Below are 26,333 nucleotides of genomic sequence, written 5' to 3'. Positions count from 1 at the left end.
CAAGGGTGGGCAGTGCCCACCCTACCGCCTGCTCCTCCACAATTCCTAGCCGCGCCATGCAGCGTACCCCCCTCGCCCTCCTCAACCTGATTCACGATCGCAAGAAGTTTCTCACCTCAATGGCCGGGGTGGCCTTTGCGGTGCTGCTGATGTTTTTGTTTAGCGGCTTTAAAAACGCCCTCTACGACAGCCAGACCCAGCTGCTCGAGCGACTCAACGGCGAAATTGTGATCATCAACCGCCTGAAAGAGAACATGTTTGTGCCCCGCTCCTTTGCCCGCCGCCGCCTCTACCAGGCTCAGGCTTTTGACGGGGTGGAGGGGGCCTACGCCATCTACCTCAGCGACGCCCGCTGGAAAAACCCCGAGACTCGCAAAACCCGCCCGGTGCGAGTGATTGCCTACAACCCCTCCGACCCGGTGCTGCCCATGCCCGAGGTACTGGCCCGCCAGCAAGAGTTGCGATTGCCCAACACCGCCATGATCGATGAGCGATCGCGCGACGAAGTTGGCCCCCGCGAAACCGGGGTGATCAGCGAACTGGCTGACCGCGAGATTCGCGTTGTGGGCACCTTTAGCCTGGGCACCGACTTTGCCTCGGGCAATGGCAACTTGATCATGAGCGACCAAAACTTTCTGCGGTTTTTTGCCAATCGCGGCCCTGAGGAAGAGGAGCGCAGCTTTGCCACTGCCGACATTGGCCTGCTGCGGGTGACCCCTGGCACCGACATCGAGCCTCTAGTGCAGGCCCTCAGCGAGGGGCTGCCCAAGGACGTGCTGGTCCTGCCCATGCAGGGGCCTGGAGGGTTCATCGCCCGCGAGCGCACCTACTGGGAAGTCAACACCAGCATTGGTTTTATATTCTCGCTGCTGACGGCTATGGGGTTTGTGGTAGGCATCATTCTCGTCTACCAAATTCTCTACACCGATGTGGCTGACCACTGGTCGGAGTACGCCACCCTCAAGGCAATCGGCTACGACAATGCCTACCTATTTGGGGTGGTGATTCAAGAAGCAATTATTCTCTCGGTGCTGGGGTTTATTCCAGGCTTTTTGATCAGCGCCCTGTTCTACAACCTGGGGGCCACCGTCACCGGACTGTTGTTTAAGATGACCCTAGAGCGGGTGGTTAATCTATATTTAGCGACCTTCATTATGTGTTTAATTTCTGGCGCTGTGGCCGTGCGTAAGGTGCAGCGTACTGACCCCGCAGAGGTATTTGGCCTATGAGTGCTACGCCCTTGTCTACGACCTCCTCAGCGTCTGAGGCCACCACCAGCTCGGTGCAGGTGCGTCACCTCGACTATTTCTTTGGCCGAGGAGACCTGCGCAAGCAGGTGCTCTTTGACATTAGCCTCGATCTGCACCCTGGCCAGATTGTGATTATGACTGGGCCTTCGGGTTCGGGCAAAACCACCCTGCTGACGCTGATTGGGGCGCTACGATCGGCCAGCGAAGGCAGCCTTAAGGTGCTCAACCAAGAACTGGTAGGCATGGGCAACCGCCAGCTGGTCGGAATTCGCCGCAACATTGGCTTTATCTTTCAGGCACACAACCTGTTTGAGTCGCTGACGGCGGCCCAAAATGTGGAGATGGCGGTAGAGCTCACCGGCAACTTTCGCGGCAAGCGGCGGCTGGCGGTGGATATGCTCAGCCAGGTAGGACTTGCAGATCGGGCCGACTACAAACCGGCGGCTCTGAGCGGCGGGCAAAAGCAGCGGGTGGCGATCGCCCGCGCCCTGGTCAACCAGCCCAAGCTGATTTTGGCCGACGAGCCCACTGCCGCTCTCGACAAAAAGTCGGGCCGCGACGTAGTGACCTTGATGCAGCATCTAGCTAGCGAAAAGGGCTGCACCATTCTGATGGTCACCCACGATAACCGAATTCTCGATGTGGCCGATCGCATCATCAATCTCGTCGATGGTCGTCTGGAGTCGGACGAAAGCCCCCAGCAGTTCACCGATGCCCACACCCCCAAGTCCCTCGATCAAAAAATGTTCATTATGTAGAGGGCTGGCAGAAAGCGGTCTGCTTTACCTAGAGGAGATGGTGGGCAGTACCCACCCGACGAAACTCAAAACTTAAAACTCAAAACTTTTATGGCCATCTCCTTTGTCAGCAACGTCCAGGCGCTTACCTATACCAAAGTCGCCGACTATCTCCAGACTGCGGCCCTGTTCAAAGACAGCCTGCGGGCCTATCCAGATCAGCCCCAGTTTGATGTTCTCTACGGTTCTACCCTGGTTGAGATCGAGGTGCTGCCTTGGGAAGTACATCCCTGGGAAAAGGCGGATCTAGCTACGGTGTGCGCCACCAGCTGTGTCACCATCGGCAGCAATATTGACCGTGAACTGATGCACTTTCTGCTTACCGAAAACCGCCGCATGCGCTTTGGTGCCTTTCAGCTAGACGAGGCTAACCAGGTGCTCTTCTCAGAAAGCGTTCTCGGCGGTGAAAACATGGACCTGATGGAGCTACAGACCTGCATTCTCTCGGTAGTGACCATTGCCGACACCTACGACGACATTATTGCCCAGCGTTTTGGGGGGCGTCGCGCTATTGACCGACTGACGGGGGCGATCGCCTCCTAACTCTACTGGTTGATTGGGGAAGCTAAACCTCCTAACCGAACCTCATTAGCCAGCTAGGCAACGGTGTTGACGCTGTGCGCTCGCGACCCCCCATACCTGAGGAGCACTACTCAAGACCCTGCAAAATATGCTGCGTGGTGACGAAGGCACCCAGGCCCACAAAGCCATTGCAGCGACCGCGCTGGGCCGTCATCCCCAGGGCAATGGAGGAGGCTTGGGCTGGGTTGCGCACAAATCGGGGAGAAGTATTGATATAGATGACGGAGCTGGTGGCGAGCTGAGTAAAGCGGCTGCTTTCAGCGTAGGTCTCCGTAGCGATCGCATTGGCATGGCCGCTGCTGTAGCGGTTGATCAGCATAGCTGCGGTCTGCACACTGTCAACCAAGCGTAGCGCCACCGTTTTACCCAAAAATGGGCGCTTCCAGTCGGTGGCCACCGCCGGTTTGGCATCGGGCAGGTCGGGCAGCAGTTCCTCCTCAGCCAGTATTTCAAAGTCTTGATCCCACAGGGTGTGGCACAGCTGCACCAGGGCCGAAGGATTGCAGCCTCGGTGTACCAACACCTTTTCAACAGCATTGACCGCATCAGGTTCGCCGCGATGGCTGTCAAGCACCATGTGGGTGACGGTGTCGAGCTGCCCTGTAGGCGACCAGTAGAGATAGCAGTTACCCATAGCCGTGGGCAGCACGGGCACTCCGGCCTGACGCACCACCTGCTGCACCAACCCTGGCCGCCCGTAGGGAATGATCAAGTCGACGCCGGGGTCCTGCAAGAGCCAGCTGCGGGCGACGTCGCCCTGCTCCTCGGTCAGCGACAGAATGCAGTAGGGCGATAGCCCTAGGGAGTCTAAGGCCTGGTGGAGGGCCTGCAAAATCACCTGATTGGTTTGGCTCGCTTCGTTGCTGCCCTTGAGAATGAGGCCGTTGCCCGTGCGCAGGCTCAGCCCCGCCGCGATCGCCGCCAGTTCTGGAAACGCCTCGTAGACCAGGGCCACGACTCCCAATGGCACCACCTGGCCATAGCCCGCCACGGCCTTGCCTAGCCGACTGGGAGCGGGGTGTAGCAGTCCTCTGGGGTCGCCCAGATAAGCCAGCCGCCGCAAAATTTTAGCGGTGGTTTGCAACCGTTCGGGGGTGAGCTTCAGCCAGTCGAGCACCCGTTCGGGCACAGCCATCTCTAAGCTGGCCTCCAGGTCGAGGGTGTTGGCTTCGAGAATGTCGTCAAAGCTCGCTTCAATAGCGGTTGCAACCGCCTCTAGCAGGCGGCTTTGGGTGTCAAACCCGGCGGCGACCAGGTCACGACTGGCCCGGCGCACCTGCTCAACCGCCGCGCTAAAGTCTGCCTGGGTAGTGAGGTTTACCATGAGCCTAACGCCGAGAGGCCAGCCAAAACATGCCCACCACCGCCAGCGCCACCGCCAAGGTAGTCAGCAATCGCGCCACCGATTGGGCACCGTTGGGAGTTTGCAGGGTGGCCAGCAGCAAAAAGAACACCATCATGCCAAAGGCGGCTAGCACCACCAGGGGCAAGTAGCTCACGTTGAGGGAGGAGCGATCGAGTCGCCACTGCTGCCCCGTCCAGCGCCAGAGTCGTTTGTAGGGGTAGTGGGTAGAAAGCTGCTCGATCACGTAGCCATCGTCTTGCACAACAAAAATCTGCTGACATCGATCGCAGCCAAAGGCCTCGGTCAGGGTGATGGGCTTAATGCACCCATTGCGACGACAAGGGCAGGGGTAGTCGGCGTTCTGGTCGATCTTTTGGCTTTTATAAGTACGCACAGCGCTGCCGGGGTGGGAGCAAAGACGGGCTGACAATTACCCATCATTCTGACACATTAACCAAAACCTCCCCTGAAATACAACCTGTCGCCGACTGAGAACCGGCTGGCGGCGGTAAGGCTGTCGGCAGATCCTGTTTTTAACCTTAACTGTGTCCCCAGCGGCTTGAATTTTTAAGGACAAACGTGGTAAACAGGGCTAATCAAACCCTAGTTTCTACTCCCCCCTCGCTCGCCTTTATAGGCAGGATGTTGCTATGGTTACCGATCGCCTGGAGACGGCAGTGAGAAACTTTCAGCACGTCAATCAGATGGTAGAGCGCTACACCCAACTCTGTCGCGCCTACATCACGCTATCCGAGCGCTTTAATCAGCTCGATGTAGAGCACATGACCCTAAAGGGGCAAATGGTGCCGCTACTAAAAGCGCTAAAAGCTCACCAGGCCAAACTGCGCACCGCTGAACTCGAAAAGACGGCGATGCAAACGGCCCTAGAGCATCAGGAAGCGCGGCTGCAAGCGGCTCTCGATCAGCAAGAGGCCCAGCACCGGCAAGAGCTTCAGCAGTTGACCAATACTTACGAAGAGCGACTGCAAGCCCTCGCCAGCCACGTGGCCGAGCTTCAACCCCTTGAGCAACTGCTCAATGCCGAGACCCACCACGAGCTCAGCGCTGCCGAAGCGCAGATGGAGCTAATCGAAACCACCTTTGAGGAAATTGAGCGAGACAGCTCACCCGATCTCTCGACTGAAGAGAAGGCCCTGCTGGCCGCCTACCGATCTGACCCCAATGCGTTCCTGGTCGCTGCCGCTGATGCCCCGATCGGCAGTGCGATCGAGGTAGAAGAGCCGATTGCCTCTCTATCGCACTACTACTCCACTGAGCAAGTGCCCCAGGGGTTTGGGGCCTAGGCTGGCAGCTTGAGCCAGGCGGCTCAAGCTGATCCCTAAGACACCAGCTTGCTGACTACCCAGTTAGCTAAGCCCCCGCCGTAGGGCGCGCAGATCGATTGAATGCGTGCGGCAGAAAACTGCTGTTGGTAAAAACAAAGTATGTTGCCGTAGACCCCATTGGGGTAAAAAGGGGCCTCTTGGGCTAGGTCTAGGGTCTGGAGGTCAAACACCTTAGGCTGAGTACCCGCAGCATAGTCCACCATGATGCTAAAGTCGTAGCCCAGCTGTTGCAAGGTCTGCAAGCAGTCCATGGTACCCGTCAAAAATTTGGGTGACCAGCCTTTTTCACCTTGGTTGCGGCTGCTGCCACCGCCGTACTCAAACATCACCATCTGGGGTAGTTGTTCGGCAAGCAGCGCGGCAAACTGCTGAATCACGACTGGCTCCCAGCCTTCGATATCAAGCTTAAAGGCGGTGATGCGAGCAGCAGCCACTTGTTTTAGCAGAGTTGCCAGATCGAGGGTCGGCACCAGGCGAGTGATGGTTGAAGCTCCAAACCAATCGGCCGCCAGGGAGCTAAAGTTGCTGTTGGCCAGGTTGGCAAATTGGCCCATGTGCAAGGTTTGGGTACCGACGCGATCGGACAGGCACTGCTCGAGCAGCCGGATGGGATACTGCTGGCAGAGCGATCGCAGTTTGTCGGTGGGGGAAGGTTCTACAGCGACGGTGGCAAACCCTAACTGGGCAAACAGCTCGCAGTAAAAGGCAAAGGTACCGACACCCACATCAAAGCAGACTCCCTGGCGGTGGGGGTCAAGGTCGGGCAACAGGTGTTCAAGCAGGGCCTGGCAGCAAGCTTCTACGCGCATTAGATCGGCACTAGAGGAAAATAATGTTCTAAGCGTAGAGCATCGCGGTTCCCAAAGAGTTTATAAGCTTCATCAAGATTGTCATCGGTGCCGCATATCCATCGCAAAGCAGACGCACTGAGATTAAGCCGTCGTTAAGGTGAAAGGCTCTAACACATGCGCTAAAGCAGCGACAGTGGGGCGACAACCTACTACGGCAATCTTAGTGGCTTAAGCCTGCTGCTAGTTAGCGACATACTTTACTGATTGGGAACGGAGAATTACACCATGTCTGCTAAGTTTGCTAAGAAGAAAAAAAACAAAAAGAGTACTCAGATTGATCAACCTGTTAACCAATCTGAAGGCAAGAAGACCAAGGGCGATACCACAGTTTTAGGGCTCAGTCCGCGAAAGCTTGGCTCCGCTGTGGCAGCGGCTGTGATTGCCGAAGTTTCCCAAGTTGCTATCAATAAAATCTCTCAATCGGCAGCTCAATCAGACGCCAAAGAGACGCTTCAAGATCAGCTCGACCCGCTCAATCACTCGGTGAAGACTGCTGTAGGAGGGGTGAAAGAGGCGATCGCCGATGCCGTTTCGCCAGCCTCAGAAGCATCGAACACGATAAAAAGCACCTTGGCTAATGGTCGATCTACCGCCGCTGATGAGGTTGATCAGGGCGTAGAAAACGCTCAAAAAACAGCAGCCGTGATGGCTGGTATTGCTCAAGAGCGGGCTGGCGATTTAGTTGACGGCACTCGACAGAAAGCAGATCAGACGCGAGACTTTGTGGTTACTCAGATCGAGAATGCGATCGCCGGAGCAAAAGGCAAAGCTGGTAAAACACGACACGCTTTAGGCGATCGTATTGACGCCACCCAAGATACTGCTAGTGCCACCCAGAAAGCGGTAGCTCAGGTTATTGATGAGGCTGTCGATCAGGTGAAGACAATTCTTGCCGCTGGCCCAACCGCTTTGCGAGGGGATGACAAACGAGGAAAGAAGGGAGGAAAGAAGAAAAAGGCCAAGAAACAGAAGAAAGGCAAGAAGTAGGATAAACGAACTGTGGCAACTGCATTGCTAACTGCCCTACTGATTGGTTTGCTGGCGGCATTTGCATTCCCTCTATTGCTTGTTTTTTTGGCTTAGCTGTTGGTTATAACGACCTTAGGTTTCTAGCTTCCCGTGCTCTAGCGGCGGACATGGGTATGCCATCTCTAAGCTTTCAGGGCAACAATATTCTCACTGTCGTCGACAGGGCCCTTAAAACGTCATCGGCGCGATCGGTTCAAGATTGGGGTCGTGGCCGCCTACCTGACTGGTGCGCAATACCCAGGCCGACGCGCCGTACTTGAGAAACTTGTGCACCACCACATCGCTGGCCTTGCGAGGAAACACCGTGCGCCAGCTGCCCAGCCCCATCAGTAGGTTGCGCAGGGGTTCGTCTTCGATCGAGCTACCCAGGTTAAATTCGTTCTTTTCCCAAGTGGGGCGCAGGCCCCCCAAGGGTTGCAGGGTATCTTTGAGGTCTTTGCCAAAGAGGGCAAGCTGGTGCAGGGGTTCGGCCTGGTCGGGGTGCTGATCAATCAGGGCATCGGCGTGACGGTAAAGGCTGAGGCCGGTGCCCTGCAAGCTCGCAAACAGCGCCTGATTCGAATCTTGGGAGCAGTTGTTTGACGGGCCGACAAAGGTGCCGCCGGTGCCGTCGCCGATGCGGTAGCGGGCGGTCATGGCTTGCAGATGGGCCTCCATGCGGGTGAGGGGCGATCGCCGCTCGTCGTCAAAGTAGTAGTTGCGGTTAAAGGAGTTGAGCTTGACCAAAATGTCGCAGGTGGGGCGGGTACCCAGCCAACCCCGCTGACGATCGCCCTGATACCGCGACCAGTGAATGGTGCCTGCAATCAACCCGTCAATGTTGTGGGCGTAAACCTGGTAGTAGCGAATCTCAAACCGCCGTTCATCTGCTAGCGGGTCGTGCACCACCTCGGCCCGACCATAGGCAAAGTGGCCAAAGAAAATAGGAGTGGCGGCAGCGGGTTCTTTCTGGTTGCCGCCGATGCCGCCGTAGGTGTGGAGGATGAGGGCGCGATCGCCCACCTGCCACTCATCGATCGCCGCTGCGATCGCCTCTGGCCGACCGTTGTCTCGCCCCGTACAGAGCACCGAGCCGACCTTGCCCTTTTGGGCCACCACGTCGGCCCACGACTCTTTACGAATGTAGCGGTAGGCCGCCTCAGCGCCGCCAAACACCACCCGCTGGGGCTGTAACCGGAACAGGGCGCGTGGCCCCAGTGCCTGCACCACAAAGGTACCGCTGGCATTTGGCGCGCCGTAGATATACCACCCGGTCTCGTTGTAGGGCGATCGCTCCAGACCTTGCGTAGTAGAGGGATGGCTGCCGTAGACCGCCATTGGGGCCACTGGGGGCAGGCTCACCACTTCCTCAGGGCCGTCAAAGGCGCGGCTCGCTTTGCTAAAGTGCCGTACTCGCCACTGGTCGCCTGTTGAGCCCACAAATTGCACCAGGCCGTAGTAGCGCCCCGTCACCTCCATCGGCTGAGCGGCGATCAAGAGCGTTACCCCAGCGCGATCGCGCACTACCTGAGGATTTTCCACCACCACCACCAGGTCATCCTCCGGCAGCGACCCGGCCAGAGATTCTAGCGGGTCGACCCGCAGCCAGTGGTTGAGCCGCACCGGGTTAATCACGCCGCCACAACGGCTGGCGTACTCGGCATCAGCGCTAAAGTGCACATCGTGGGTGACGGCCTGCACCATTTGTTGGGTGAGGGGGTGGTCAGACCAGCGCAGCTTCACCACCTGGCCCACTAGCCTGTGGTGGTCGTCGGGCGCGTGGTGAATTTCGTAGAAGACGCCACCAAAGCGCTCGGCTTTGGCGGGCAAAATTAACCGTCCAACCCAGTCGGCAATCGGCACGTAGAGCGCTGGGTTAGGGCGCTGATCGAGCGGATAGCTCTGGTACTGCGCCAGAGGGGTGGCGCGAAAGATGTCGTAGTTATTGGCCTTGCCGCCCCGCTCTAGCTCGGTCTCCAATATTTCGCCCCGCAGAATGGCGTTGATAGTGTCGATGGTCTGCCTGAGGGCACTGCGGCCATCGGGCAGCACCAGCTTGGGGTCGAGAATGCCCCTCGGCACCTGATGCCCCACCGGCCCCAGGGAAATAAACGAAATTTTGCCCCGCCGCTTAGCCCGGTTCCAGAACGACAGCGGAAACAACCGCCAGCGCCCCGGAAAAATCTTTGGCCCTAGCTTTTCCACCACATCCTTCTCGCCCGACAGGTGATAGAGATGCTCCAGTTGGAGCAGGTTGATGTTGGCGCTCATCACCCCACCCAGGGAAATCACGTCGATGGGAGCACCCAGAGCCCGCTTGAGGTAGGGGGCGCTGGCGCAGCACATCTGCCCGCCGCCGCTATAACCCATCAGCGTGACGGGGGTGCCGCTGCCCACCCGGTAGCCATTTTTGATCAGGCCGTTAAACACCACCTGGGCAATGCCCTGGTTGTAAAGTGGGCCATAGCGCTTGTCGGCCGACACCCCCACAATCAGCACATTGCGAATGTTGACCAGCAGGCCCAGCACGCTCATGGGGTTGGCAAAGCGCAGCTTGTCGGCGTAGCGCCACAGAAACGACAGGGGCCGATCTTCATCCAGGGGCGCATTCATCACCGAGTAGGGCATGATGCCGCGAATCAGCGCCACGCCCTGGGGCAGGGTGGGGGCGAGGGTGTCGAGAAATTCTTCAATATCGGGCAGGTACTCAAAGCTGGAGATGCCGATGCCGTCGAGGTAGACCACGTAGCGGCTGACCTGGCTAGAGTCGGCCACGGGTTCGGCCAGTTCTCCTGCGTTGACGGTGGTGTTGACCTCGTCGTCATACCAGCCGGCCCACCAGCCCAGGGTTTCGAGGGGGGCCAGCAGCCCGGCCACCACCAGAGCGACAATGCCAATCCAGACAAAGTTCAGCACTAGCAGGGCCAGGCTGGGCAGGCCGCTCAACCAGCCAAACCACCAGGCTCGAATGGGCCGCAGCAGCGCCAGCACCACCACTGCTAGCATCGCTATGGCACCTAGGCCTAGCAGTTTCTTAAAGCCGTCAAGGCGATCGCCGTTTGGGCCGGCATTGACAGAGACGGTCGAGTCCCCGGCCAGGGCCAGGGCCCTGGCCGAGGGTTCTCCGGTGACGGTGGCGATTTGCGAAGCAACCCGTTCCGGCATCGTGTCCCCCTGGGTGAGGGCGCCAAATCGCTGGGTAAACTCTTCGTGCCAGCGGGTAGAGGTTTCGGCCAACCCCGCTTGAGATGACTCGGTCAAATCTCGACGATTGGTGACGAGATCGACCCCCGCCGCCTGGTTGGCAATGCGCTTGCCCAAGTTGGCTATGGGCTGACCCACGGTGTTTTGCAAAACTTGCAGCAAAATCCAGCCCAGGGCAACGTAGCTAAAGGCGTGGCTGATGCCCAGGTTTGCGATCGCCCCAAACCCCACCACCATGGCCAGCAAATGCCACACCGACAGCAGGTTGAGAATGGGCACCCCTAGGTAGGGCAGTGCTCCTAGAAAGCTAAACAGCAGCGGGGCGTAGGCCAACCCCAGCACCGTCACCAGCTGCCCAAAGGGCATATTCTGCGCCCAGGGAGCCAGGGTCACCAGCCAGGTGCTCAACACCAGGGCCAAAAAGCCAAAGGTAAACAGCACCGCGTTGATGCCCAGGCTAAGCACGAATCGAGCGGGCCGCACCTGGTTGACGAAGAGAACGATGCTCTGCCCAAGGCCCTGAGATAGCCCTGCCAGCAAAACCACTAACAGCGCCAGGCTTCTGCCCGCTGGTACGGTAGTGGCAATGCGAAAGGCCTGGTCGTTGAGAGCAAACACGTAGCCCAGCACTTCCCAGAAGCGATCTAGCATTGGCTCAGCCTCAACCTTGTGCCGAGATTTTACTCCAAGGGCAGGGACGAAACCGCTCTGTTAGGTTAAATGAAGGATTTTGGGGCAGCTCCGCCCACCGCAGCGCCAGCTCGAACTAAGCACAAGCGTGATAGCTAGATCGTTAACGCAAGTTGCCGGGTGCAGCTTAGCCCACATAGGTTTTCCCTACCGTTAGGTCACCGCCAGCATAGCCTCGGCGGTCATTGCCCAATCGGGAAAAGTAAACGATTCAACCACAGATTCTCCCTCAAATGTGGCTTCGCTATAGCCCTGGGGGGTCAAACTCAGAACGGTCACCCGGCCCACCGCTGGGTCGAGAATCCAATATTCGCCAATGCCGCGCCACTCGTACTGGTTGCGCTTTTCTAGATAGTCGCGGCGGCGATTTTCGGCTCCTGGGCTGACCACCTCGACTACCAGCAAAGGGGGAGCCATCTCTAGGGTAATGGCCGCTTGCCCCAGCTCACGCATCTGCTCGGGATGCTCGGGCCGCAGCACCGTCAGGTCTGGATAGCGATTTTTGGGCTGCCCCGGCATGGCTATGGCCAAACCCTGAAGGCGGATTTGTCGCATATCTACAACGGACTTGAGGGCTTCGTAGAGCCGCATTGCCCGATATAGGTTTTCGTCAGACTCCGGCGGCATTTCAACCAGTTCTCCGTTAGTGAGTTCGTAGTAGCCTTCGACCTCCTGGGCGTAGGCGAGAAAGTCGCTAAAGGTTTTGAGCTGGGGTTGGGCTTGTGCCACGGGCGATCACCTGCTGCTCGATGCCACTATTTTACCGGGTGTGCTTTTTGGCAGGGACTTGGTATGGCTGGCCGGGTGTCTCCACCCGGCTAACTACTAGCCACCGAGTCGGTAGAGGGCAAACTACTCCAGCAGCAGGGTTTTGGTAAGGATCACCATCCAAGTTCCGACTCCGCTAGACAAGCCGGTCTCGGCTCTGCTGGGGGGTACGGGGATGGGGTCGCTCCAGTCGTTGGGGTCGGCATAGCCGTAGGTGTGGAGGATTTTGATGGTGCGGTCAATGCCTGCGAGGCTGCCGTAGAGCATGTGACGCACCCGCTCTGGGCGAATTTGGGGGGTGCTGGGTGAAGACGGCGGAAGATTAAATGCGCCGCTGGCATCTGGGTCGAGATATTCAAACATGGGTTCTGTTTCCTTTGGTGATGGAAAGAAACAGAACGCGAAAACCCCAGCCACCCGCAGTTGAAGTGCAAACTGAGGGGGCTAGGGTACGATGGGCCTAGCCTCGCAATCTGCGCGTTAGATTTGCGGGGTTAGCTGTCTGTTGGTGCCGTTAACACCTTCAGGCAGCGCTAAGATTTTCGAGTTCTGCGTGGTCACCGCTCTGGCTGAACGGCTTAATGTAAGAGGATAATGGTGCGATCGCTCCCCGTCAACCGTATAGCGAAACCTGACTGATATTTCAAGATGTCAAAGTAATTGCAGGTGAAATAGAATTGAGTAATGGAATAGTGACACTACTTCCTCAACCCAGTTAGTTTTGCAGAGTAATTAGGCATAAAATTTTCTTGTGTTCACTATTTAGTGCACTCGATTTACCGAAAGTAATGGCTAGAAATTGTGAATGGTTGCGTTAGTTAAACCACATAAGAAATACTACTAACTTATATGGATGCATATGCGAAATATTATCGATGAAATTCTCGAAAAAAAAGCCAGAAATATACCAATTAGAGAATGGCTAGAACCGTCAAGACCAAGGTGGGATTTAGTTTCTAATCGAATTTCTCGAATAGGTACTATTCACCAAGCTATTGATCTTCTAGAATTTGTCTGTCATGAATCAGCCATTGAAGAGATGGAAGGATATGATGAGATGAAAAACAAGATTCACGTTATACAGTATTCAGGAGTCTTAAACGAGATCTCTCGTTATATTCCTATAGGTCTTATTGCTTGCATTGAGGCCTATTTTAGGCAAGTATATGCAGATTTAATAGATTTCGGCGACCCCTATAAAAGCAATGCCGCCGATTTTTCTGATATAAAATTCAGTATCAGAACAGCCATATCACTTGAAAAGGCAGAGCTTTCAATAGGGGATTTTATCTCGCATCTTTTACCAATTAGTAGCTTCGAAAATATTGAAAGCACTATGACTAAACTGACGGGCGGCAGCTTTTCAGAGGCGCTACAGAAAGAAGTTGAAAATAGCAATGAATTGCAGCAACCTGAAATTCTTATGGGTGACAAGGAAGACTATATCAGGAGAGGATATTTAATAATATCTGATAATTTAGTTTTGCCGACATCCCAAAAAATTCATCGCGATATGTTATCTACCATTAAAGACGTGTTTGAGTTAAGGCACAGATTATGCCATGAAGCCAGCTCTATTATGCCAGATCGTGATGATTCTATTATTTCAGGTGCAACAAGCTCAGTTCTTAAATTCTTAGTTGTTTCTGAAGCTGTAGTTGAAAGAATGTTGTCTTAAGTTGGCAGTAGAGTGAGGGAGCCGCATAACAAACCATGATTTTATCGATAATTTAACAGCCAGCTACTATAGCTTGCAATGAAGTGCCAGCATGATCCATTGTTGAGAGAATAGTAGATAGGAGGGTCCAATAATTGTTATGTCTCACAAAAAATCATTAAGCTTAAAAAGATATGGATGATTTTCTGAAGTTTGTTGAGCAGGACTTAGGCGAAGGTATATGGATTCCCTTATATAAGGATCTTGATAAGGATGATGGATCTGAGGACGGCGCGTTTTATTCGTGTTTAGTTAGTCCTTCAGAGACAGAAACACTCATGCAGAACTATGGATGGGATCTTGCACTTGGTGGAGGGGGGCCATCAATTGTTACATGTGGCTCAGACATATGGTACGAGTCAAACTGCTCAAAGTTTTTACCTCTTGTAATATACCGAGAGTTTCATGGCACAAGAAAATTCTATTTTGAAATCCTTCAGGAGTTAGTACTATATCTAAATTTATTCCATGATTTTGAAAACAAAAAATATGCAATTTATGACGAGAATGGAACTGAAATCGAAGTAATCAGATATTCTGATTCAGAATTTTCAATCCGCAAATCATTCTTAAGTGCATTCATGTCTGCAAGACAATATAATCTCCTTCTATTCTTCGAGAAGACAAGACATGAAAACAATGTTTTTAGACAACGAGATGAAGTATCATTCGGCAGTCTGGTTTCTTACACTCGTTATTGGGATAATTCATATGTGAAGGGATTTAGCACCTTCACTCGAATCTGTGGCAAGAAGTTGTTCTACTGCACTGAACGAAATGAAGAAAACACATCTCCTTTTAGCTTAGAGAAGAAATACGAAGAATTTATCATTAATGGTGATGCTCATGATCACACATTGTACTCCTGCAATCCTTCTCTACTAGCAAATTACTTTGGGGGCAACTCAGGTAATCCACACTATTTGACACCAGTTTATTTTAAGAGAGAGGTTTTGCAGAAGTACTATAGCTTGTCAACAGAGTATGAGGTTGGAGATAGCTCAATCTATAAGAAAGGATTTTGGCGATTAAGAATTGACAATAATTCTCCAGATCATGTTTGTGTTTTTCTTGGTGATTTAGGTAGAGACATTCCTCATCTTGAACAAGTTTATTGGAAAAGTTTTAGCCTAGCTCCTGAGGGCAGAAAGATGAGTGAGACATGCTTCAGGAGAAGTATGCTAGGGCAGTTTTCTAGTGCAGAAAGCCCTGATTTTAGATTTAAATTTATATTCGAACAATTTCAGGAAAAATGGCATCAAGTGAATGACTGGCATCTATTTTTGCCTTTGTCAGAAGGGGACAAACACTGTTTTCAAACGTTGCACTCACTAACTAGCAATGAGCAGTCTGAATTTGACTCACAAATTCTTTCTTTAGTAAAAACAACAATAGATTCCATTAATGTAAAGGTGCTTAAACAGAAAACTGGCATTGATGAGAATGGTTCAATAAAGCTACTTGAAAAGTATCTTAAAGGCGAGGGTGTTGATCTAGATGTTAATAGATTTCTTGGGGGCTTACAAGGTTTGCGGTCTACTGGAGTCGCACACAGGCGAGGATCAAAATACGAGAAAACTATAAAGAAGCTAGGTATTTTAGATGGTGATTTAAAGGGAGCTTTTAATAATATTCTTTCCGAGATGACTAGTTTGATAACTGCCATCGGTGATACTCTCTTGAATCGAGCTACTAAAACTCCTTGAACAACCAGCGTATGATAATTCTGTTGGAGTAAGCTGGGGAAGCTATTAGCAGCTGTATGTTGGGTGAAGCGCTAGCAGGCCCAACTCCCCTGATAGTTTCCTTAACCAACACTAACCCCAAGCGCATAAATTTCTTCACCTATCTAAGCGCGATCGCCGCGCCCACACACCCAGAGTCCACCTACTTCCTCACCGTCGTCACCCGCGATCAGCAACTCCTACCTATGGATTTATCCACAATTGTTCCAATTTTCATCGGCATAATCGCCATCATCGTAGTCGGCGCCATCGTGTTTACAATAATTAAAGCGATAGTGAAATGGCAACACAATAATACGCAACCCATTTTGTCCGTTGCATCTCAAGTTGTTGCGAAGCGAACACGAGTGAGTGGACGTGTTTCACCCAATCGCGGTGGTAAAACATCAACGTATTACTACTGTACCTTCGAGGATGAACGTGGTCAGCGACACGAGTTTCGTATTTCTGGTAAAGAGTACGGTCAGCTTGTTGAGGGAGACTTAGGTACACTGACTTATCAAGGAACCCGATATCGTGGATTTCAGCGGCAAATGAGGTAAGTAGTTAGTAAGTTAGGTTGAGCTAGTTTTAGCACTGTAGGTTGGATGAATCGCTAGCGTAACCCAACTTCCTAATAGTTTTCTTACCCAACAACCTACCCTAAGCGCATAAATTTCTACGCCCATCCATGCGCGATAGCATTAACCCAAACCCTAAAGGAATTCCTATGCCGTACGTGAACATTCAAATTACACAAGGTGCTACTAGAGACCAAAAAGCTCAACTCGTTAAAGAGGTGACCACCTCACTTGTGCGTATCTTGGGAAAAAAGCCAGAGCATACGCATATCGTTATTCAAGAAATTGCAGATGAAAACTGGGGTTTCTCAGGTCTACTAACCGATGACTGGAAGAAACAGCAGGTACCTGAGTTATCAACTGAAACCTACTAATTGCCGAGCACTGTAGGTTGAGTGAAGCGTCAGTGTAACCCAACAACCCTAATAATTTTCCTACCAAATATCCCATCCTAAGCGCACAAATTCCTTCACCCATCTATGCGCGATCGCCGCGCCCACACACCCAGACACCTACTTTTTCACCGTCGTCACCTGCGATCGGCAACCCCCACTCCATCACAATGAGTAGGAGCTGAAAGCTTGGTTTGAGTGTATTGGGGTTCACTACGTTGCACCCCACCTCCGTCTACTCAGTAGCGGGTAGTGGGCAACGTTAGCCTTCCTCTCAATGAGATCATGGCGAAAACTATGGCGTGGATTATTCGAGCACTCAAAGACGAGGACGAGGACGAGGCGTTTCTATGGGAGATGTTGTATCAGGCTTTGTATCTCCCTGAAGGTCAAGCTCCTTTGCCACGCAAAGTCATTCACTTGCCTGAACTCGCTCGTTACGTTCAAGACTGGGGCAGCGATGGCGATTGTGGCTTCATGGTTATTGATTCTCTAACAGGGAAGCCTATTGGCGCAGTTTGGTTGCGGTTATTAACGGGAAACAACAAAGGTTATGGCTATATAGATGATTACACGCCAGAATTAGGAATTGCAGTTTTTCCTGAATATCGAGGTCAAGGTGTTGGCACCCAGCTACTCACACATTTAGTGGAGTCACCTTGTGGACAGTCACCTATCTCTCTCAGTGTGTCGATCGACAATCCAGCAGTGAGATTGTATGAGCGTTTCGGCTTTAACATTATCAGCAGAAGCGATGAGTCCCTATTGATGAAGCGGGACTGTAAAATACTGAAACCAAACTAACAATCTGATTGGAGAGGGCTGATAATGTTGGCAAGTTTTGTAGCGAGGACTATCAGTGCGATCGCAGAGCTCTTGTAGGTTGGGTTAACGAAGGAAACCCAACCATTCCAGCAGAGTTATGAGAGCTGCTCAAGAGAGCGTTTAATGCGGGTAAAGATACTCCTGACTTGAAGCAAATACGGTGTTTGCTCTTTCTATCCTTGCATGATCAGATATTCAAAAAGCGCTTAATTATACTCCCCAGGAAGAACGCTTTTTATAACAGTAACTCCGCCAAAGTTCTTTCCTGACATTCTCAGTAATTCATCACCTGAAAATTCAAAACCAAGTTTTAATGCTACTCGCGCAACATCATCTGCAGTTGATGCTCCGATCACCTCCTTTTTGAGTGCAGGTTCAGACTTCATTTTCTTTAAAAATGCCTCAAGTTGATCTAAAGCCATATTGAAAATTCCTATTCTTATTAGCTGCTTATATGTCAAAAAGGGAAACCATTACAGGCTTCAAGCAGATTCTACTACCCTTTCAAGATATCGACAACGAGCGGGACTCCCATTGTAAAATTTTCTGTTGAGTTTGTAAGTTGGGTAAAGCGCTAGCGTAATCCAACTCCTTGGATAGTTTTCTTGTCCAACCACCTGCCCTAAGCGCAAAAATTCCTTCACAACATCCGTGCGCGATCGCTGCACTCAAACCCCAGCCTGAGTTAATCAACGGTTGAAAGTGTATCGAAAGCTTGGGGCGATCGCATCCTGTCTATCAGGTCAACCAGCAACGATTTCACACCGATTAAATTAACGGTTGCTCAGAGATTGATTGCGAAACCGAAATGCCAGCAGTGAAGGACGCAAACATAAATAGGCAAGCGGTCCAAATAGGGGAATCCACGCTGCTATGTTAAATAGCTGAGAATCAGGCTCCAGCCCCCGCCGCGCCATGTCATCCTTCAACAGCGTTGGATAAGGAAACAACACACAGAACAGACCAAACGCAATACTCATTCCATAAATAAACCGATTCGTCATAAACTCTTGGGCAAAAGCAGCCCAATCGCCCCACAAGATTGCATAAAGAACTAAAACGATCGTGCTAATAGTCAAAACCACCCCAGTCATCTGTGAATCTAATACCGCAATCCAGGGATCTTTTTCACCCGAGAACGATCGATTGGGCTGTCGCAATGCCAAGTATGGAATGAGAGCAATCACCCCAGACGCGATCGAGGCTAGCATAAACACCCAAGCAGGCAAGTTCTGCATTCTCCCATCTGCAAAAATAAGGCAGCTATAAATTAATAGCCAAATACCTACCAAGCTAAATAGTGACAAAATCACTGGATTGATAGAAGGGATTTGCCCAGCTAGTATTGATTGCAACGGTTGCAACGTATCGCGCTGCAAGGGTGGTGCAAAAAACAGTACACAAATGATAAAACTAAGCCAAATAAACCAGAGCGTCAGCGATCGTACCATGATGTCTGAATTTCACTGCATTACGCTGATTGTCAAAGTTTAAGATTAGCGAACCCACCACCCAAGGGTAGATAAAGACTTTTAGGGCGATCTAATTAAGTCTTTTAGGCTATGCCCGACCAACAGCTACGGTAGGTTAGGTGAAGCGCCAGTGTAACCCAACTCCTTAGATAGTCTTCTCACCCAACAACCTACCCTGAGCGCACAAACTCCTTCACCCATCCATGCGCGATCGCCGCGCCCCACTCCTAGGGACCACCTAACGAAAAAGCTTAGCTAGCAGATCTAATACTTATCTATAGTTAGAGCGCACCACATTTACCACCTTGGAGACAGTGATGCCCATCGACCAATATCTCGGTACATGGGAACTCGTGCCCGAACTGTCGTTATACGAGGCCGCCGCGCCGCCAGCGAGTGGTCGCTATACGATCGCCGAGTTAGCCCCCGGCGTGCTCACCCTGCACGTGCGCTGGCAGACCGAACCCGATGGTCCAGTGCACGAAGTCACCTTTGGCGGCCAGGCGGATGGAATACCGCACCCGCTTCCCGCCTTGCCGGACGCTCCCGCCCACGGCCCCGACGCACACACGCTGACGCGAGTCGATACGCACACCCTCGACAGCACCGCACTAGCAGGTGGTGTAGTGATCGCGTCAGCGCGCCGGGTCGCCTCCAAAGACGGAGCGTTGCTAGCCGTTGTGCAAGAGCAGACAGACACCACCAGCCGCCGGACGCGCAACTTCCAGGTCTATCGCCGCATAGTGACTGCTGCTCCTCACCAATCTGAGCATATTTGAGCGCGATCGCTGCCAACAAGCTACCCCGGTCTTGCTCATCTTCAACTGACAACGGATTTTCACCACCTCGAACGTTAATAGTCTGCGATTCCTCACCAGGAATGGTTTGCGCCATCTGGAAGGCCTGAGCCAAAGAACCTACCGCTTGCGATCGCTGCCCAAGCTGGCTGCCACGTAGAACTTCTCTGGGGCGCCCTGGTTGTAGCCTTTTAACTCAAGGGCTAGGTCAACTTCTTCACCTCTGTAGGTGTTGTTGACCTCGTATCCATCGTGCTTGTTGCCCAAAACATCGTACGAGAAAGTCTCCCAGCGGGTCATAATTTTAGCCATTACTCCTCTTTGCTCTTGCCAGAACTAATGGCTTGCTGCAGTTCTCGAAGCAGGACAAGTACTGTTCGGTCCTCACCTGATAAAAAGGCTTGGTCACTCAAAGCCTTCACTGACTTATCTACGGTGGGCACTAAATGGTCGGGAAATTCGATCTGCATGTGATCTCTCCTACTTAAGCAGTGGTCATTGCATCATTGAGAGCGCGTTGTCTCGCATCCTGATGCTCTTTTGTGCAGCCGTCTGCTACGTTCAGCCTATAACCTAACTCTTCTTTGAGATTAGTGAACTCAGGCTCTGTGCACTCGGTGGTCATTGAGAAGATTGCTTTAAGGCTGCACGCGCCGTGTTGGCCTACGTGCTCGTAGCTTAGGCGGCGTTGCTGAATGGCAGTATGAATTTGCGAAATCCGGAATGAGTTTTCAAAGCTTTGAGCCGTCGCTTCATACCTTAAATCAGCAACGCCCCAAACGGCTCAGCGTGGCGAGTGCAGTTGATATATCCCCGCCCTCGATTGCTGCTGCGATCGCATCGGCGAGCGCACACCCTCGACAGCACCGCACTAGCAGGTGGTGTCGCGATCGCATCAGCGCGTCGAGTGCTTCCAAAGACGGCGTATTGCTAGCGGTTGTGCAAGAGCAAACAGACACCACCGGCCGCCGAACGCGTAACTTCCAAGTCTATCGCCGCGTGGCAACCGAAGCCGCCAACCCCGACGCGCCTGTGCCCTAACGTGGCGTTGCACCTAACAATGCGGCCCGACCATTTTCGTGCACTCACTGTGCTGGCGTAGCCCCATAACAACGCAGTCGCAGCATTAAGGCATCACGACCGGCAGGATCTTGCAAAGCTTGAGCGACTTGCAGCGATTGCTGCTCCTGACCAATCTGAGCATATTTCAGCGCGATCGCCGCCAACAAGCTGCCTCGATCTTGCTCGTCTTCAACTGTTAACGGATTCTCACCACCTCGAACGTTAACGGTCTGCGATTCCTCACCGGGAATGGTTTGCGCTATCTGGAAGGCCTGAGCCAAAGAACTTGCCGCTTGCGATCGCTGACCCAACTGGGTATAGCGATCGGCAATTTTAAGCAGCAGGGTTGTTTTAGTGGCTGGGTCGTCCAAACGGTTTAGCGTGGCGAGTGCAGTTGATATATCCCCGCCCTCGATTGCTGCTGCGATCGCATCGGCGATTGCGGCAGCACGACGCACGGGTGCATCAAGAATAGCGTCCGTCACCTGAATCGCGGCCTGATGTTGATTTGCAGCGGAAAATTGGGCAGAAATTGCCTGTAGCGTAGAAAGGCGGCTTTCCTCATCTTCGATCGTTTTCACCAGCTCAACCGCTTGATTCAAGAGTTGCGTTGCTGCTTCGGGCTGATTGGCTCTAAACCGTTCAGTTGCGATCGCCCTGAGTACTTCGGCTTTTACAGCGGCAGAATCAACTGTATTGGCTAGTTGAACGGATTGATTAAACAGTTCAGTTGCCGAATCAACCTGCTGAGCAACAAGCTGGATTTGGGCCGCAACAACCGCAAAAACTTGAGCCTGAAAGCCAGGATCAACATTTTGCTGGGCCATGGCTTGAGCACGATCAAAGTCTCCAGCCTCTGCAAAACCGCGAGCAATTTGCAAAAACAGGCGATCGCGCCACTCGACATAGTTTGGTGGAATTGCCTGCGTAATTTTCAGGGCATCATCATAGCGGTTAGCGGCGATCGCTTGATTAGCAAGCTGGATTATGTCTTGGGCGCGATCGTACCCTGTGAATGCTTCTTCTGTTTCTTCTGCAAGACTGACCGTCTGCACTACCTGCAACGCCAGATCGTAACGTTCGCTCTGCACCGCCTGATCAATCAACTGCCGTCTGACAAGATTGCGACTACTGAGGTCTGCGATCGCAGCAATGTTTTGAACTGCCTGAGTTAAGGTAGCTTGAGCACGCTCGGTCTGTCCGATCTCGGCATAGAGCAAGGCGATCGCGCCGTACCCGGTTGCTTTCGCCGTTGGGTCATCAAAATCTCCAAGGAGACGCAGGGCATGGACACGCAGGGCATCATCAATTTGCCACACTGCGGCATACCGCACAATGACCGCAACGGCTGCCTGCTCCCGTTCGGATGTGGTGCGAGTGCGAGCGCTAATTTCTAGGGCCTGACCCAAAAGTTCGGCGGCGCGATCAGGTTGTCTGGCTTCAGCATACCTACCAGCGATCGCACCGAGAATGATCGCTCTCTGGTCATCCGCCGGTATATCTAAGGCGATCGAAACAGCGCGATCGAGTAGTCTAACTTGATTGAGTTGTCCACCTTGATTGAGTTGTCCAGCTTTCAAGTATTCATCGATCACAGCGATCATAGCGATGGACTGGTAGTAAGGAGCATCCTCAATTTGCCGCGCGACTTGCAGGGCGCGATCCGGTTCGCCAAGCTGAGCGTAGAGTCGAGCGATTGGCTCTAGCGACCATGCCCTGCGGTTGGCATCGGGATAGGTGGCAACTTGAGCAAACTGAAGCGACTGCGCCAAGATAGGAACAGCCGCTTGCAGTTGATGAATCGCCACATAAATTTGAGCGATGTCGGTCAGCGCTTTGGTCTGAAATTCTGCGCCGCGAATTGATTGACTGGCTTGCAAGGCCTGAGCCAAAACAGTTTGAGTTTGCTGCGGCTGCTCCAAAATGCCGTAGTAGCGGGCGATCGAGGTGAGAGTTCGAGTTTTTGTGGCACTGTAGCCGCTGCTTAAGCTCTGCGTGACCTGCGCCGCCTGAGGCAAAACGGCAGCAACCTGCTGCCGCTGCGGTGGATTAGCCTGATTGACCAGTTGCTCTAACAAGCTGCGATCGGCACTACCTTCATAGCTGTTGATAATCTGATCAAGCAACGTAACTTTGGATGAAACATCCTCCACCTGCCCGATCGCTTCAAACGCCTGAGTTAGGGCGATCGCTGCTGCCTCGGTCTGCCGATCGTTGACATGCTGCTGCGCCTGATCGACCAGTTCATTTACGGCAGATTGCTCCAATAGAGCAAGTTCAGTTGCACAATCGATCGCACTGCTCTCGGTCGGAACTACCGCTGGGACAGTAGCTTGACTAATTTGAACGGCCACAGCAGCGGGACAAAGTGCCACTAAACACAGGACGGCACTCAGCGTTTTCAACCCTTGAGAAAACAGAAACATTACAAAACCTTGCGATCGGATATATAAAGGGAATTTGGAAAATTCAAACTCTATTGAGAACAAGTACAAGAGCTCAAGGGCTTTAGACTACATACTTTTCAATAATGCAAATCAATCAGAGCACCTCAAATACAGTTAACGTATTTCCAAGCGCAACAGTATCTGCGTTTGTGACAGTTGTTTAGTTGGAATGATAGATTTAATAACCCAAGCCGCTATGTTCAGGCTCTGTCGTAAAAGCTATTAAAGAGCAAACGATCAACTGAAAGCAGCCTCAATCAAGCAATAAGTTGAAAGTTTTATGATGCGAAGTTCTCTGAAAGAACCAACTAGTCACTTTCTAGGAGGACGTTTGAAAAGTTAGTCAGCGAGTAAAAATCTCCCTTTGTGTAGGTTACAGATAGAAGTAAGCAACGCGGGAGTGAGGTCATGATAAAAGACTATTCCAGTAACTTAACCCGTGCCCAGTAAGACCTACTAAGTGACTTAATGCCTGAGGCTAAACCAGGCGAATGGCTCTGGAAGATAAACCTGTGGGAGGTTCTCAATGCCATTATGTATCTCCTGGTAAAAAGGTGTCGTTAGCGGGCCTTATGAGGAAACTTTCCGCCGTGGACCGTCATTTTGGCCGATGGCGGCTTTGATGTGCCCGCGAAGGCATCGATGCCCACCAGTGCTGCGCTCCAGACCCTTGCCAGCATCTTGTGCTCCGCTCGATGTTGGGCCGGTGCCCGCCGGGGAAATTACGCTAAGGATTTGAGATGTTTAAACATGGGTTCTGTTTCCTTTAATAATGGGAAGAAACAGAACGCGAAAACCCTAGCAACCCGCAGCTAAAATGCAAATTGCGGCTCTTGCTGGGAGACGTGTGAATGTTACATTCGCAATGGTTTCCTTCCAGTGAGGCGATCGCTGCCTCAGCTCAACAATCTTACAGAATGCATTACTCGGGTGACTGATGATACTGAGCTGCCCTATGATGCAGCCCGCTTAGCCGCGTTGGCTGGTTGCGTTACAGCTCGTGCAGGTATAATGCAATACCTATACAAGGTTGTCTATCTTTAGTGATATTACGGGTCACTCTGCGGGGTGGCATTATATGGTTGAATAAATTTCTGTTGAACTCTATTTAAATTTAAGAGTAGGGCGATGGATAGTTCGTTTAAGCCTGAAATACCCATAAAAGATCTTAAAATCCCTCTGGAGAGGGATGTGTTTTTACGCACCCTAATTCGCGAGTTAGCGGGTACGTTACAGGATGTCGTGGGCTTAGAGGAAGCCTCAGGATTTATCAGTGTCGTAGGTCAAAATATGGGGAGGCAAATCGACCAGGACTATAAAGCGGCTCTAGAGGTATCCTATCTAACGCGAGAGCAAGTAGCCGATGTCTTTGTGGATTTAAAGAGGCGAATCCAGGGTGACTTTTATATTATTGAACAAACCGATGAAAAGATTGTTTTAGGAAATCGGGCTTGTCCGTTTGCTGAAAAAGTCATTGATCGCCCTTCTATGTGTATGATGACCTCCAATGTGTTTGGTGCCATTGCAGCGGACAATTTAGGATACGCCAAAGTAGAACTGCAAGAGACAATCGCGACGGGTGCCTCTGGATGTCGGGTAGTCGTTTATTTGAAACCCACACCAGAGGCAGAAGAAAGTCACGGCAGGGAATACTTCAAGGGAGAGAGCGAGGGGTGACTCCCGAACAGTTTCTCGAAGTTGCCAGAATTTTGCCAGAACCTATACTTCTAATTGAGGGAAGCGGTCGGATCTTGGCGGCCAATCCGGCATTTTCCAAACTGCTGGGGTTACCTCGTCAGATATCGCAAGGGAAGACAATTTTTGATCTGGTAACGGATCCGCCAGATAAGGTCAAACAGTATCTGCGGAATTGCTCCACCAGTCGAGAGATCATGCTTGGCTCATTGTCCCTAACTCTTAACAATGAGGAGCCTTGTTTGTGTCGCTGTGAAGGGGCTGTTATGCGGCCGTGGTCACCCGAAGCGCCTGCACTTATTTTCTTGCGGTTACAAAACCGAGAGTCTACCAGTAGTCGATTTACTCTACTGAACAAGAAAATTGATGAATTGGCAAAAGAGATTCGGCAGCGCCAGCGAGCAGAAGAAGATCGGGCGAAGCTTTTGATGCAAGAACAAAACGCACGAATGGAAGCTGAAAGGCTGAATCGACTGAAGGATGAATTTCTATCGACCGTTTCCCATGAATTGCGAACCCCCCTTAATGCCATCCTGGGTTGGTCCCAGATCCTGCGGGCTAACAGCGCAGACAAAGCCAGGATGAATCGTGCTCTGGAAACGATCGAGCGCAATGCCAGATCTCAGGCGCAATTAATCGATGACCTCCTCGATATTTCACGCATTATTACAGGCAAAATTCGCCTCAATGTGCAAACGGTTGAGCTATTGCCGGTCATTGAGGCAGCGATCGATACGGTGCGACCTGCCGCTGATGCCAAGGAGATCCGCTTGCGATCGGTGCTTGATCCAGCAGCAGGTCCCATTTTAGGAGATGCCGAACGGTTACAGCAGATTGTCTGGAATCTGCTCAGCAATGCGATCAAGTTCACACCGAAACGCGGCCGGGTTCAGGTTTACCTGCAACGCATTAATTCTCATGTTGAAATTGTCGTGGCAGATACAGGTCAGGGAATTAGTGCAGAATTCCTTCCCCACGTCTTTGAGCGCTTTCGTCAGGCAGATGGCTCCACTACCCGTTCCTTTGGTGGGCTGGGGTTGGGTTTAGCGATCGTCCGCCAATTGGTAGAGGTGCATGGCGGAACGGTGCATGCTGAAAGCCTAGGAGAAGGACAGGGCGCAACGTTTACTGTAAAACTACCTCTGATAGCCGTTGGGCCAACAGCAATTGAACCTGAACGGGTGCATCCAGCGGTGGGAGGCAGTGTTCCGTTTGTCTGCTCCCCGCGGCTAGACGGATTGAGGATACTGATCGTGGATGACGAGGCGGATATGCGGGATTTGCTCACCTACACGCTAGAAATTTGTGGGGCAGACGTCACAGTTGCAACTTCAGCAGACGAGGCTATCTCCTTGCTGACCACATCTTCGCCACCCATGCATATCTTAATTAGTGATATTGGCATGCCGGATGAAGACGGTTATGCTCTGTTGCGTCGAATCAGAGCACTGGCACCAGAGCGTGGAGGTCAAATTCCCGCGATCGCCCTCACGGCCTATGCCCGATCTCAAGATCGCACGGCTGCGCTGTTAGCAGGCTTCCAATCCCATGTTGCAAAACCCGTTGAACCTGCTGAATTAATTGCAGTGCTTGCGAATCTAGCTGGACGAATCAAAGGTATTTAGTACTTTGTCAAGTCAAAGAATTAGGGCTCTCGTAGGTTGGTTGAAACGAAGTGTTCGCGAAGCGTCTCCAGCGGAGAAAACCCAGTAGAAGTAGGCTTTGTTGGGTTTCGCTAGCGTTTCACCCAACCTACAGATTTAGGCTTGACTGCCGCTAA

Annotated in this window: 26 protein-coding genes; 14 read left to right on the top strand and 12 right to left on the bottom strand. The window is 52.2% G+C overall.

Features of this window, described 5'->3' with window-relative positions; genetic code table 11:
- Positions 1-56: 56 nt before the first annotated feature.
- From devC to H6F57_RS12090, 3 genes are all read left to right on the top strand, one after another.
- The gene (gene devC / locus H6F57_RS12100; protein WP_190629626.1) at positions 57-1,229 is read left to right on the top strand and encodes an ABC transporter permease DevC; all 1,173 of its coding nucleotides are present in this window, start codon (positions 57-59) and stop codon (positions 1,227-1,229) included.
- A complete protein-coding gene (locus H6F57_RS12095) occupies positions 1,226-2,008 on the top strand; it encodes an ATP-binding cassette domain-containing protein (protein ID WP_190629627.1) in 783 nt (260 codons plus the stop codon). The genes devC and H6F57_RS12095 overlap by 4 nt, the downstream gene beginning before the upstream one ends.
- 90 nt (positions 2,009-2,098) lie before the next feature.
- Positions 2,099-2,590, top strand: coding sequence for a YbjN domain-containing protein (locus H6F57_RS12090; RefSeq protein ID WP_190629630.1), 492 nt, complete (start codon positions 2,099-2,101; stop codon positions 2,588-2,590).
- 106 nt (positions 2,591-2,696) lie between these two features.
- Here the strand turns inward: H6F57_RS12090 and H6F57_RS12085 are convergent, their stop codons facing one another.
- Both H6F57_RS12085 and H6F57_RS12080 read right to left on the bottom strand, forming a co-directional pair.
- Positions 2,697-3,953 carry an aldehyde dehydrogenase family protein gene (locus H6F57_RS12085; RefSeq protein ID WP_190629632.1) on the bottom strand — a complete coding sequence of 419 codons (1,257 nt, stop codon included), beginning with the start codon at positions 3,951-3,953 and terminating at the stop codon, positions 2,697-2,699.
- Between the two features lie 4 nt (positions 3,954-3,957).
- Positions 3,958-4,368, bottom strand: a complete 411-nt coding sequence (locus H6F57_RS12080; RefSeq protein ID WP_190629633.1) for a hypothetical protein — start codon at positions 4,366-4,368, stop codon at positions 3,958-3,960.
- 256 nt (positions 4,369-4,624) lie between these two features.
- Here H6F57_RS12080 and H6F57_RS12075 point away from each other — a divergent pair, with 256 nt between their 5' ends.
- The gene (locus tag H6F57_RS12075; protein WP_190629635.1) at positions 4,625-5,278 is read left to right on the top strand and encodes a hypothetical protein; all 654 of its coding nucleotides are present in this window, start codon (positions 4,625-4,627) and stop codon (positions 5,276-5,278) included.
- A gap of 35 nt (positions 5,279-5,313) precedes the next feature.
- Here the strand turns inward: H6F57_RS12075 and H6F57_RS12070 are convergent, their stop codons facing one another.
- Positions 5,314-6,129 (bottom strand): FkbM family methyltransferase, encoded by an 816-nt coding sequence (locus H6F57_RS12070; RefSeq protein ID WP_190629637.1) that lies wholly within the window; start codon positions 6,127-6,129, stop codon positions 5,314-5,316.
- A 267-nt stretch (positions 6,130-6,396) separates the two neighbouring features.
- On the opposite strand from H6F57_RS12070, the gene H6F57_RS12065 reads away from it, so the two are divergent.
- Positions 6,397-7,158 (top strand): hypothetical protein, encoded by a 762-nt coding sequence (locus H6F57_RS12065; RefSeq protein WP_190629638.1) that lies wholly within the window; start codon positions 6,397-6,399, stop codon positions 7,156-7,158.
- Between the two features lie 210 nt (positions 7,159-7,368).
- Here H6F57_RS12065 and H6F57_RS12060 read toward each other — a convergent pair whose 3' ends face one another.
- The 3 genes from H6F57_RS12060 to H6F57_RS12050 all read right to left on the bottom strand — a co-directional run bounded on the left by H6F57_RS12060 (position 7,369) and on the right by H6F57_RS12050 (position 12,204).
- Positions 7,369-11,034, bottom strand: a complete 3,666-nt coding sequence (locus H6F57_RS12060; protein WP_190629640.1) for a CAAX protease — start codon at positions 11,032-11,034, stop codon at positions 7,369-7,371.
- Between the two features lie 192 nt (positions 11,035-11,226).
- Positions 11,227-11,802 (bottom strand): Uma2 family endonuclease, encoded by a 576-nt coding sequence (locus H6F57_RS12055; protein ID WP_190629642.1) that lies wholly within the window; start codon positions 11,800-11,802, stop codon positions 11,227-11,229.
- A gap of 123 nt (positions 11,803-11,925) precedes the next feature.
- Positions 11,926-12,204: a hypothetical protein gene (locus tag H6F57_RS12050; protein WP_190629644.1), complete on the bottom strand. Its 279-nt coding sequence runs from the start codon at positions 12,202-12,204 to the stop codon at positions 11,926-11,928.
- Positions 12,205-12,700: 496 nt separating this feature from the next.
- On the opposite strand from H6F57_RS12050, the gene H6F57_RS12045 reads away from it, so the two are divergent.
- From H6F57_RS12045 to H6F57_RS12030, 4 genes are all read left to right on the top strand, one after another.
- Complete coding sequence (locus tag H6F57_RS12045; RefSeq protein WP_190629646.1) at positions 12,701-13,519, top strand: hypothetical protein; 819 nt, start codon at positions 12,701-12,703, stop codon at positions 13,517-13,519.
- Between the two features lie 173 nt (positions 13,520-13,692).
- On the top strand, positions 13,693-15,264 hold the full coding sequence (locus tag H6F57_RS12040) for a hypothetical protein (protein ID WP_190629648.1): 1,572 nt from the start codon (positions 13,693-13,695) through the stop codon (positions 15,262-15,264).
- A 224-nt stretch (positions 15,265-15,488) separates the two neighbouring features.
- Positions 15,489-15,845, top strand: coding sequence for a DUF2500 domain-containing protein (locus H6F57_RS12035; RefSeq protein ID WP_190629650.1), 357 nt, complete (start codon positions 15,489-15,491; stop codon positions 15,843-15,845).
- Between the two features lie 167 nt (positions 15,846-16,012).
- Positions 16,013-16,237, top strand: a complete 225-nt coding sequence (locus tag H6F57_RS12030) for a 4-oxalocrotonate tautomerase family protein (RefSeq protein WP_190629933.1) — start codon at positions 16,013-16,015, stop codon at positions 16,235-16,237.
- Positions 16,238-16,340: 103 nt separating this feature from the next.
- Here the strand turns inward: H6F57_RS12030 and H6F57_RS27995 are convergent, their stop codons facing one another.
- Entirely contained in the window at positions 16,341-16,469 is a 129-nt protein-coding gene (locus H6F57_RS27995; protein ID WP_277873695.1) for a hypothetical protein, read from the bottom strand.
- Positions 16,470-16,552: 83 nt separating this feature from the next.
- Between H6F57_RS27995 and H6F57_RS12025 the strand changes: the two genes are divergently transcribed.
- The gene (locus H6F57_RS12025; protein WP_199294734.1) at positions 16,553-17,059 is read left to right on the top strand and encodes a GNAT family N-acetyltransferase; all 507 of its coding nucleotides are present in this window, start codon (positions 16,553-16,555) and stop codon (positions 17,057-17,059) included.
- A 227-nt stretch (positions 17,060-17,286) separates the two neighbouring features.
- Here the strand turns inward: H6F57_RS12025 and H6F57_RS12020 are convergent, their stop codons facing one another.
- Positions 17,287-17,502 (bottom strand): Nif11-like leader peptide family natural product precursor, encoded by a 216-nt coding sequence (locus tag H6F57_RS12020; protein ID WP_190629652.1) that lies wholly within the window; start codon positions 17,500-17,502, stop codon positions 17,287-17,289.
- Between the two features lie 351 nt (positions 17,503-17,853).
- Positions 17,854-18,531, bottom strand: coding sequence for a hypothetical protein (locus tag H6F57_RS12015; RefSeq protein WP_190629654.1), 678 nt, complete (start codon positions 18,529-18,531; stop codon positions 17,854-17,856).
- A gap of 374 nt (positions 18,532-18,905) precedes the next feature.
- Here H6F57_RS12015 and H6F57_RS12010 point away from each other — a divergent pair, with 374 nt between their 5' ends.
- Positions 18,906-19,331, top strand: a complete 426-nt coding sequence (locus tag H6F57_RS12010) for a hypothetical protein (RefSeq protein ID WP_190629656.1) — start codon at positions 18,906-18,908, stop codon at positions 19,329-19,331.
- 138 nt (positions 19,332-19,469) lie between these two features.
- On the opposite strand, the gene H6F57_RS12005 is transcribed toward H6F57_RS12010, so the two are convergent.
- Entirely contained in the window at positions 19,470-19,661 is a 192-nt protein-coding gene (locus H6F57_RS12005; protein ID WP_190629657.1) for a hypothetical protein, read from the bottom strand.
- A complete protein-coding gene (locus H6F57_RS12000; RefSeq protein ID WP_190629660.1) occupies positions 19,661-19,819 on the bottom strand; it encodes a hypothetical protein in 159 nt (52 codons plus the stop codon). The genes H6F57_RS12005 and H6F57_RS12000 overlap by 1 nt, the downstream gene beginning before the upstream one ends.
- Positions 19,820-20,072: 253 nt before the next feature.
- Here H6F57_RS12000 and H6F57_RS11995 point away from each other — a divergent pair, with 253 nt between their 5' ends.
- Positions 20,073-20,390 carry a hypothetical protein gene (locus H6F57_RS11995; protein ID WP_190629662.1) on the top strand — a complete coding sequence of 106 codons (318 nt, stop codon included), beginning with the start codon at positions 20,073-20,075 and terminating at the stop codon, positions 20,388-20,390.
- Between the two features lie 44 nt (positions 20,391-20,434).
- Here the strand turns inward: H6F57_RS11995 and H6F57_RS11990 are convergent, their stop codons facing one another.
- Complete coding sequence (locus H6F57_RS11990) at positions 20,435-22,837, bottom strand: hypothetical protein (RefSeq protein WP_190795006.1); 2,403 nt, start codon at positions 22,835-22,837, stop codon at positions 20,435-20,437.
- Between the two features lie 1,149 nt (positions 22,838-23,986).
- On the opposite strand from H6F57_RS11990, the gene H6F57_RS11985 reads away from it, so the two are divergent.
- On the top strand, positions 23,987-24,535 hold the full coding sequence (locus H6F57_RS11985) for a methanogen output domain 1-containing protein (RefSeq protein WP_190629666.1): 549 nt from the start codon (positions 23,987-23,989) through the stop codon (positions 24,533-24,535).
- Positions 24,532-26,178: an ATP-binding protein gene (locus H6F57_RS11980; RefSeq protein WP_199294733.1), complete on the top strand. Its 1,647-nt coding sequence runs from the start codon at positions 24,532-24,534 to the stop codon at positions 26,176-26,178. Before H6F57_RS11985 ends, H6F57_RS11980 begins: the two co-directional genes overlap by 4 nt.
- Positions 26,179-26,333: the final 155 nt, after the last annotated feature.

The organism is Leptolyngbya sp. FACHB-60 (assembly GCF_014695775.1).
GTDB lineage: Bacteria > Cyanobacteriota > Cyanobacteriia > Phormidesmidales > Phormidesmidaceae > Nodosilinea.
Note: the sequence above shows the minus strand (reverse complement) of the source record. Positions and strands in the feature narration are given on the sequence as shown.

What these genes read in the sequence shown, in the direction of transcription:
- devC (WP_190629626.1), top strand. Translation starts at nt 57, where the DNA reads ATGCAGCGTACCCCCCTCGCCCTCCTCAACCTGATTCACGATCGCAAG.
- H6F57_RS12095 (WP_190629627.1), top strand. Translation starts at nt 1,226, where the DNA reads ATGAGTGCTACGCCCTTGTCTACGACCTCCTCAGCGTCTGAGGCCACC.
- H6F57_RS12090 (WP_190629630.1), top strand. Translation starts at nt 2,099, where the DNA reads ATGGCCATCTCCTTTGTCAGCAACGTCCAGGCGCTTACCTATACCAAA.
- H6F57_RS12085 (WP_190629632.1), bottom strand. Translation starts at nt 3,953, where the DNA reads ATGGTAAACCTCACTACCCAGGCAGACTTTAGCGCGGCGGTTGAGCAG.
- H6F57_RS12075 (WP_190629635.1), top strand. Translation starts at nt 4,625, where the DNA reads ATGGTTACCGATCGCCTGGAGACGGCAGTGAGAAACTTTCAGCACGTC.
- H6F57_RS12070 (WP_190629637.1), bottom strand. Translation starts at nt 6,129, where the DNA reads ATGCGCGTAGAAGCTTGCTGCCAGGCCCTGCTTGAACACCTGTTGCCC.
- H6F57_RS12065 (WP_190629638.1), top strand. Translation starts at nt 6,397, where the DNA reads ATGTCTGCTAAGTTTGCTAAGAAGAAAAAAAACAAAAAGAGTACTCAG.
- H6F57_RS12060 (WP_190629640.1), bottom strand. Translation starts at nt 11,034, where the DNA reads ATGCTAGATCGCTTCTGGGAAGTGCTGGGCTACGTGTTTGCTCTCAAC.
- H6F57_RS12050 (WP_190629644.1), bottom strand. Translation starts at nt 12,204, where the DNA reads ATGTTTGAATATCTCGACCCAGATGCCAGCGGCGCATTTAATCTTCCG.
- H6F57_RS12045 (WP_190629646.1), top strand. Translation starts at nt 12,701, where the DNA reads ATGCGAAATATTATCGATGAAATTCTCGAAAAAAAAGCCAGAAATATA.
- H6F57_RS12040 (WP_190629648.1), top strand. Translation starts at nt 13,693, where the DNA reads ATGGATGATTTTCTGAAGTTTGTTGAGCAGGACTTAGGCGAAGGTATA.
- H6F57_RS12035 (WP_190629650.1), top strand. Translation starts at nt 15,489, where the DNA reads ATGGATTTATCCACAATTGTTCCAATTTTCATCGGCATAATCGCCATC.
- H6F57_RS12030 (WP_190629933.1), top strand. Translation starts at nt 16,013, where the DNA reads ATGCCGTACGTGAACATTCAAATTACACAAGGTGCTACTAGAGACCAA.
- H6F57_RS12025 (WP_199294734.1), top strand. Translation starts at nt 16,553, where the DNA reads ATGGCGTGGATTATTCGAGCACTCAAAGACGAGGACGAGGACGAGGCG.
- H6F57_RS12020 (WP_190629652.1), bottom strand. Translation starts at nt 17,502, where the DNA reads ATGGCTTTAGATCAACTTGAGGCATTTTTAAAGAAAATGAAGTCTGAA.
- H6F57_RS12015 (WP_190629654.1), bottom strand. Translation starts at nt 18,531, where the DNA reads ATGGTACGATCGCTGACGCTCTGGTTTATTTGGCTTAGTTTTATCATT.
- H6F57_RS12005 (WP_190629657.1), bottom strand. Translation starts at nt 19,661, where the DNA reads ATGGCTAAAATTATGACCCGCTGGGAGACTTTCTCGTACGATGTTTTG.
- H6F57_RS12000 (WP_190629660.1), bottom strand. Translation starts at nt 19,819, where the DNA reads ATGCAGATCGAATTTCCCGACCATTTAGTGCCCACCGTAGATAAGTCA.
- H6F57_RS11995 (WP_190629662.1), top strand. Translation starts at nt 20,073, where the DNA reads ATGAGTTTTCAAAGCTTTGAGCCGTCGCTTCATACCTTAAATCAGCAA.
- H6F57_RS11990 (WP_190795006.1), bottom strand. Translation starts at nt 22,837, where the DNA reads ATGTTTCTGTTTTCTCAAGGGTTGAAAACGCTGAGTGCCGTCCTGTGT.
- H6F57_RS11985 (WP_190629666.1), top strand. Translation starts at nt 23,987, where the DNA reads ATGGATAGTTCGTTTAAGCCTGAAATACCCATAAAAGATCTTAAAATC.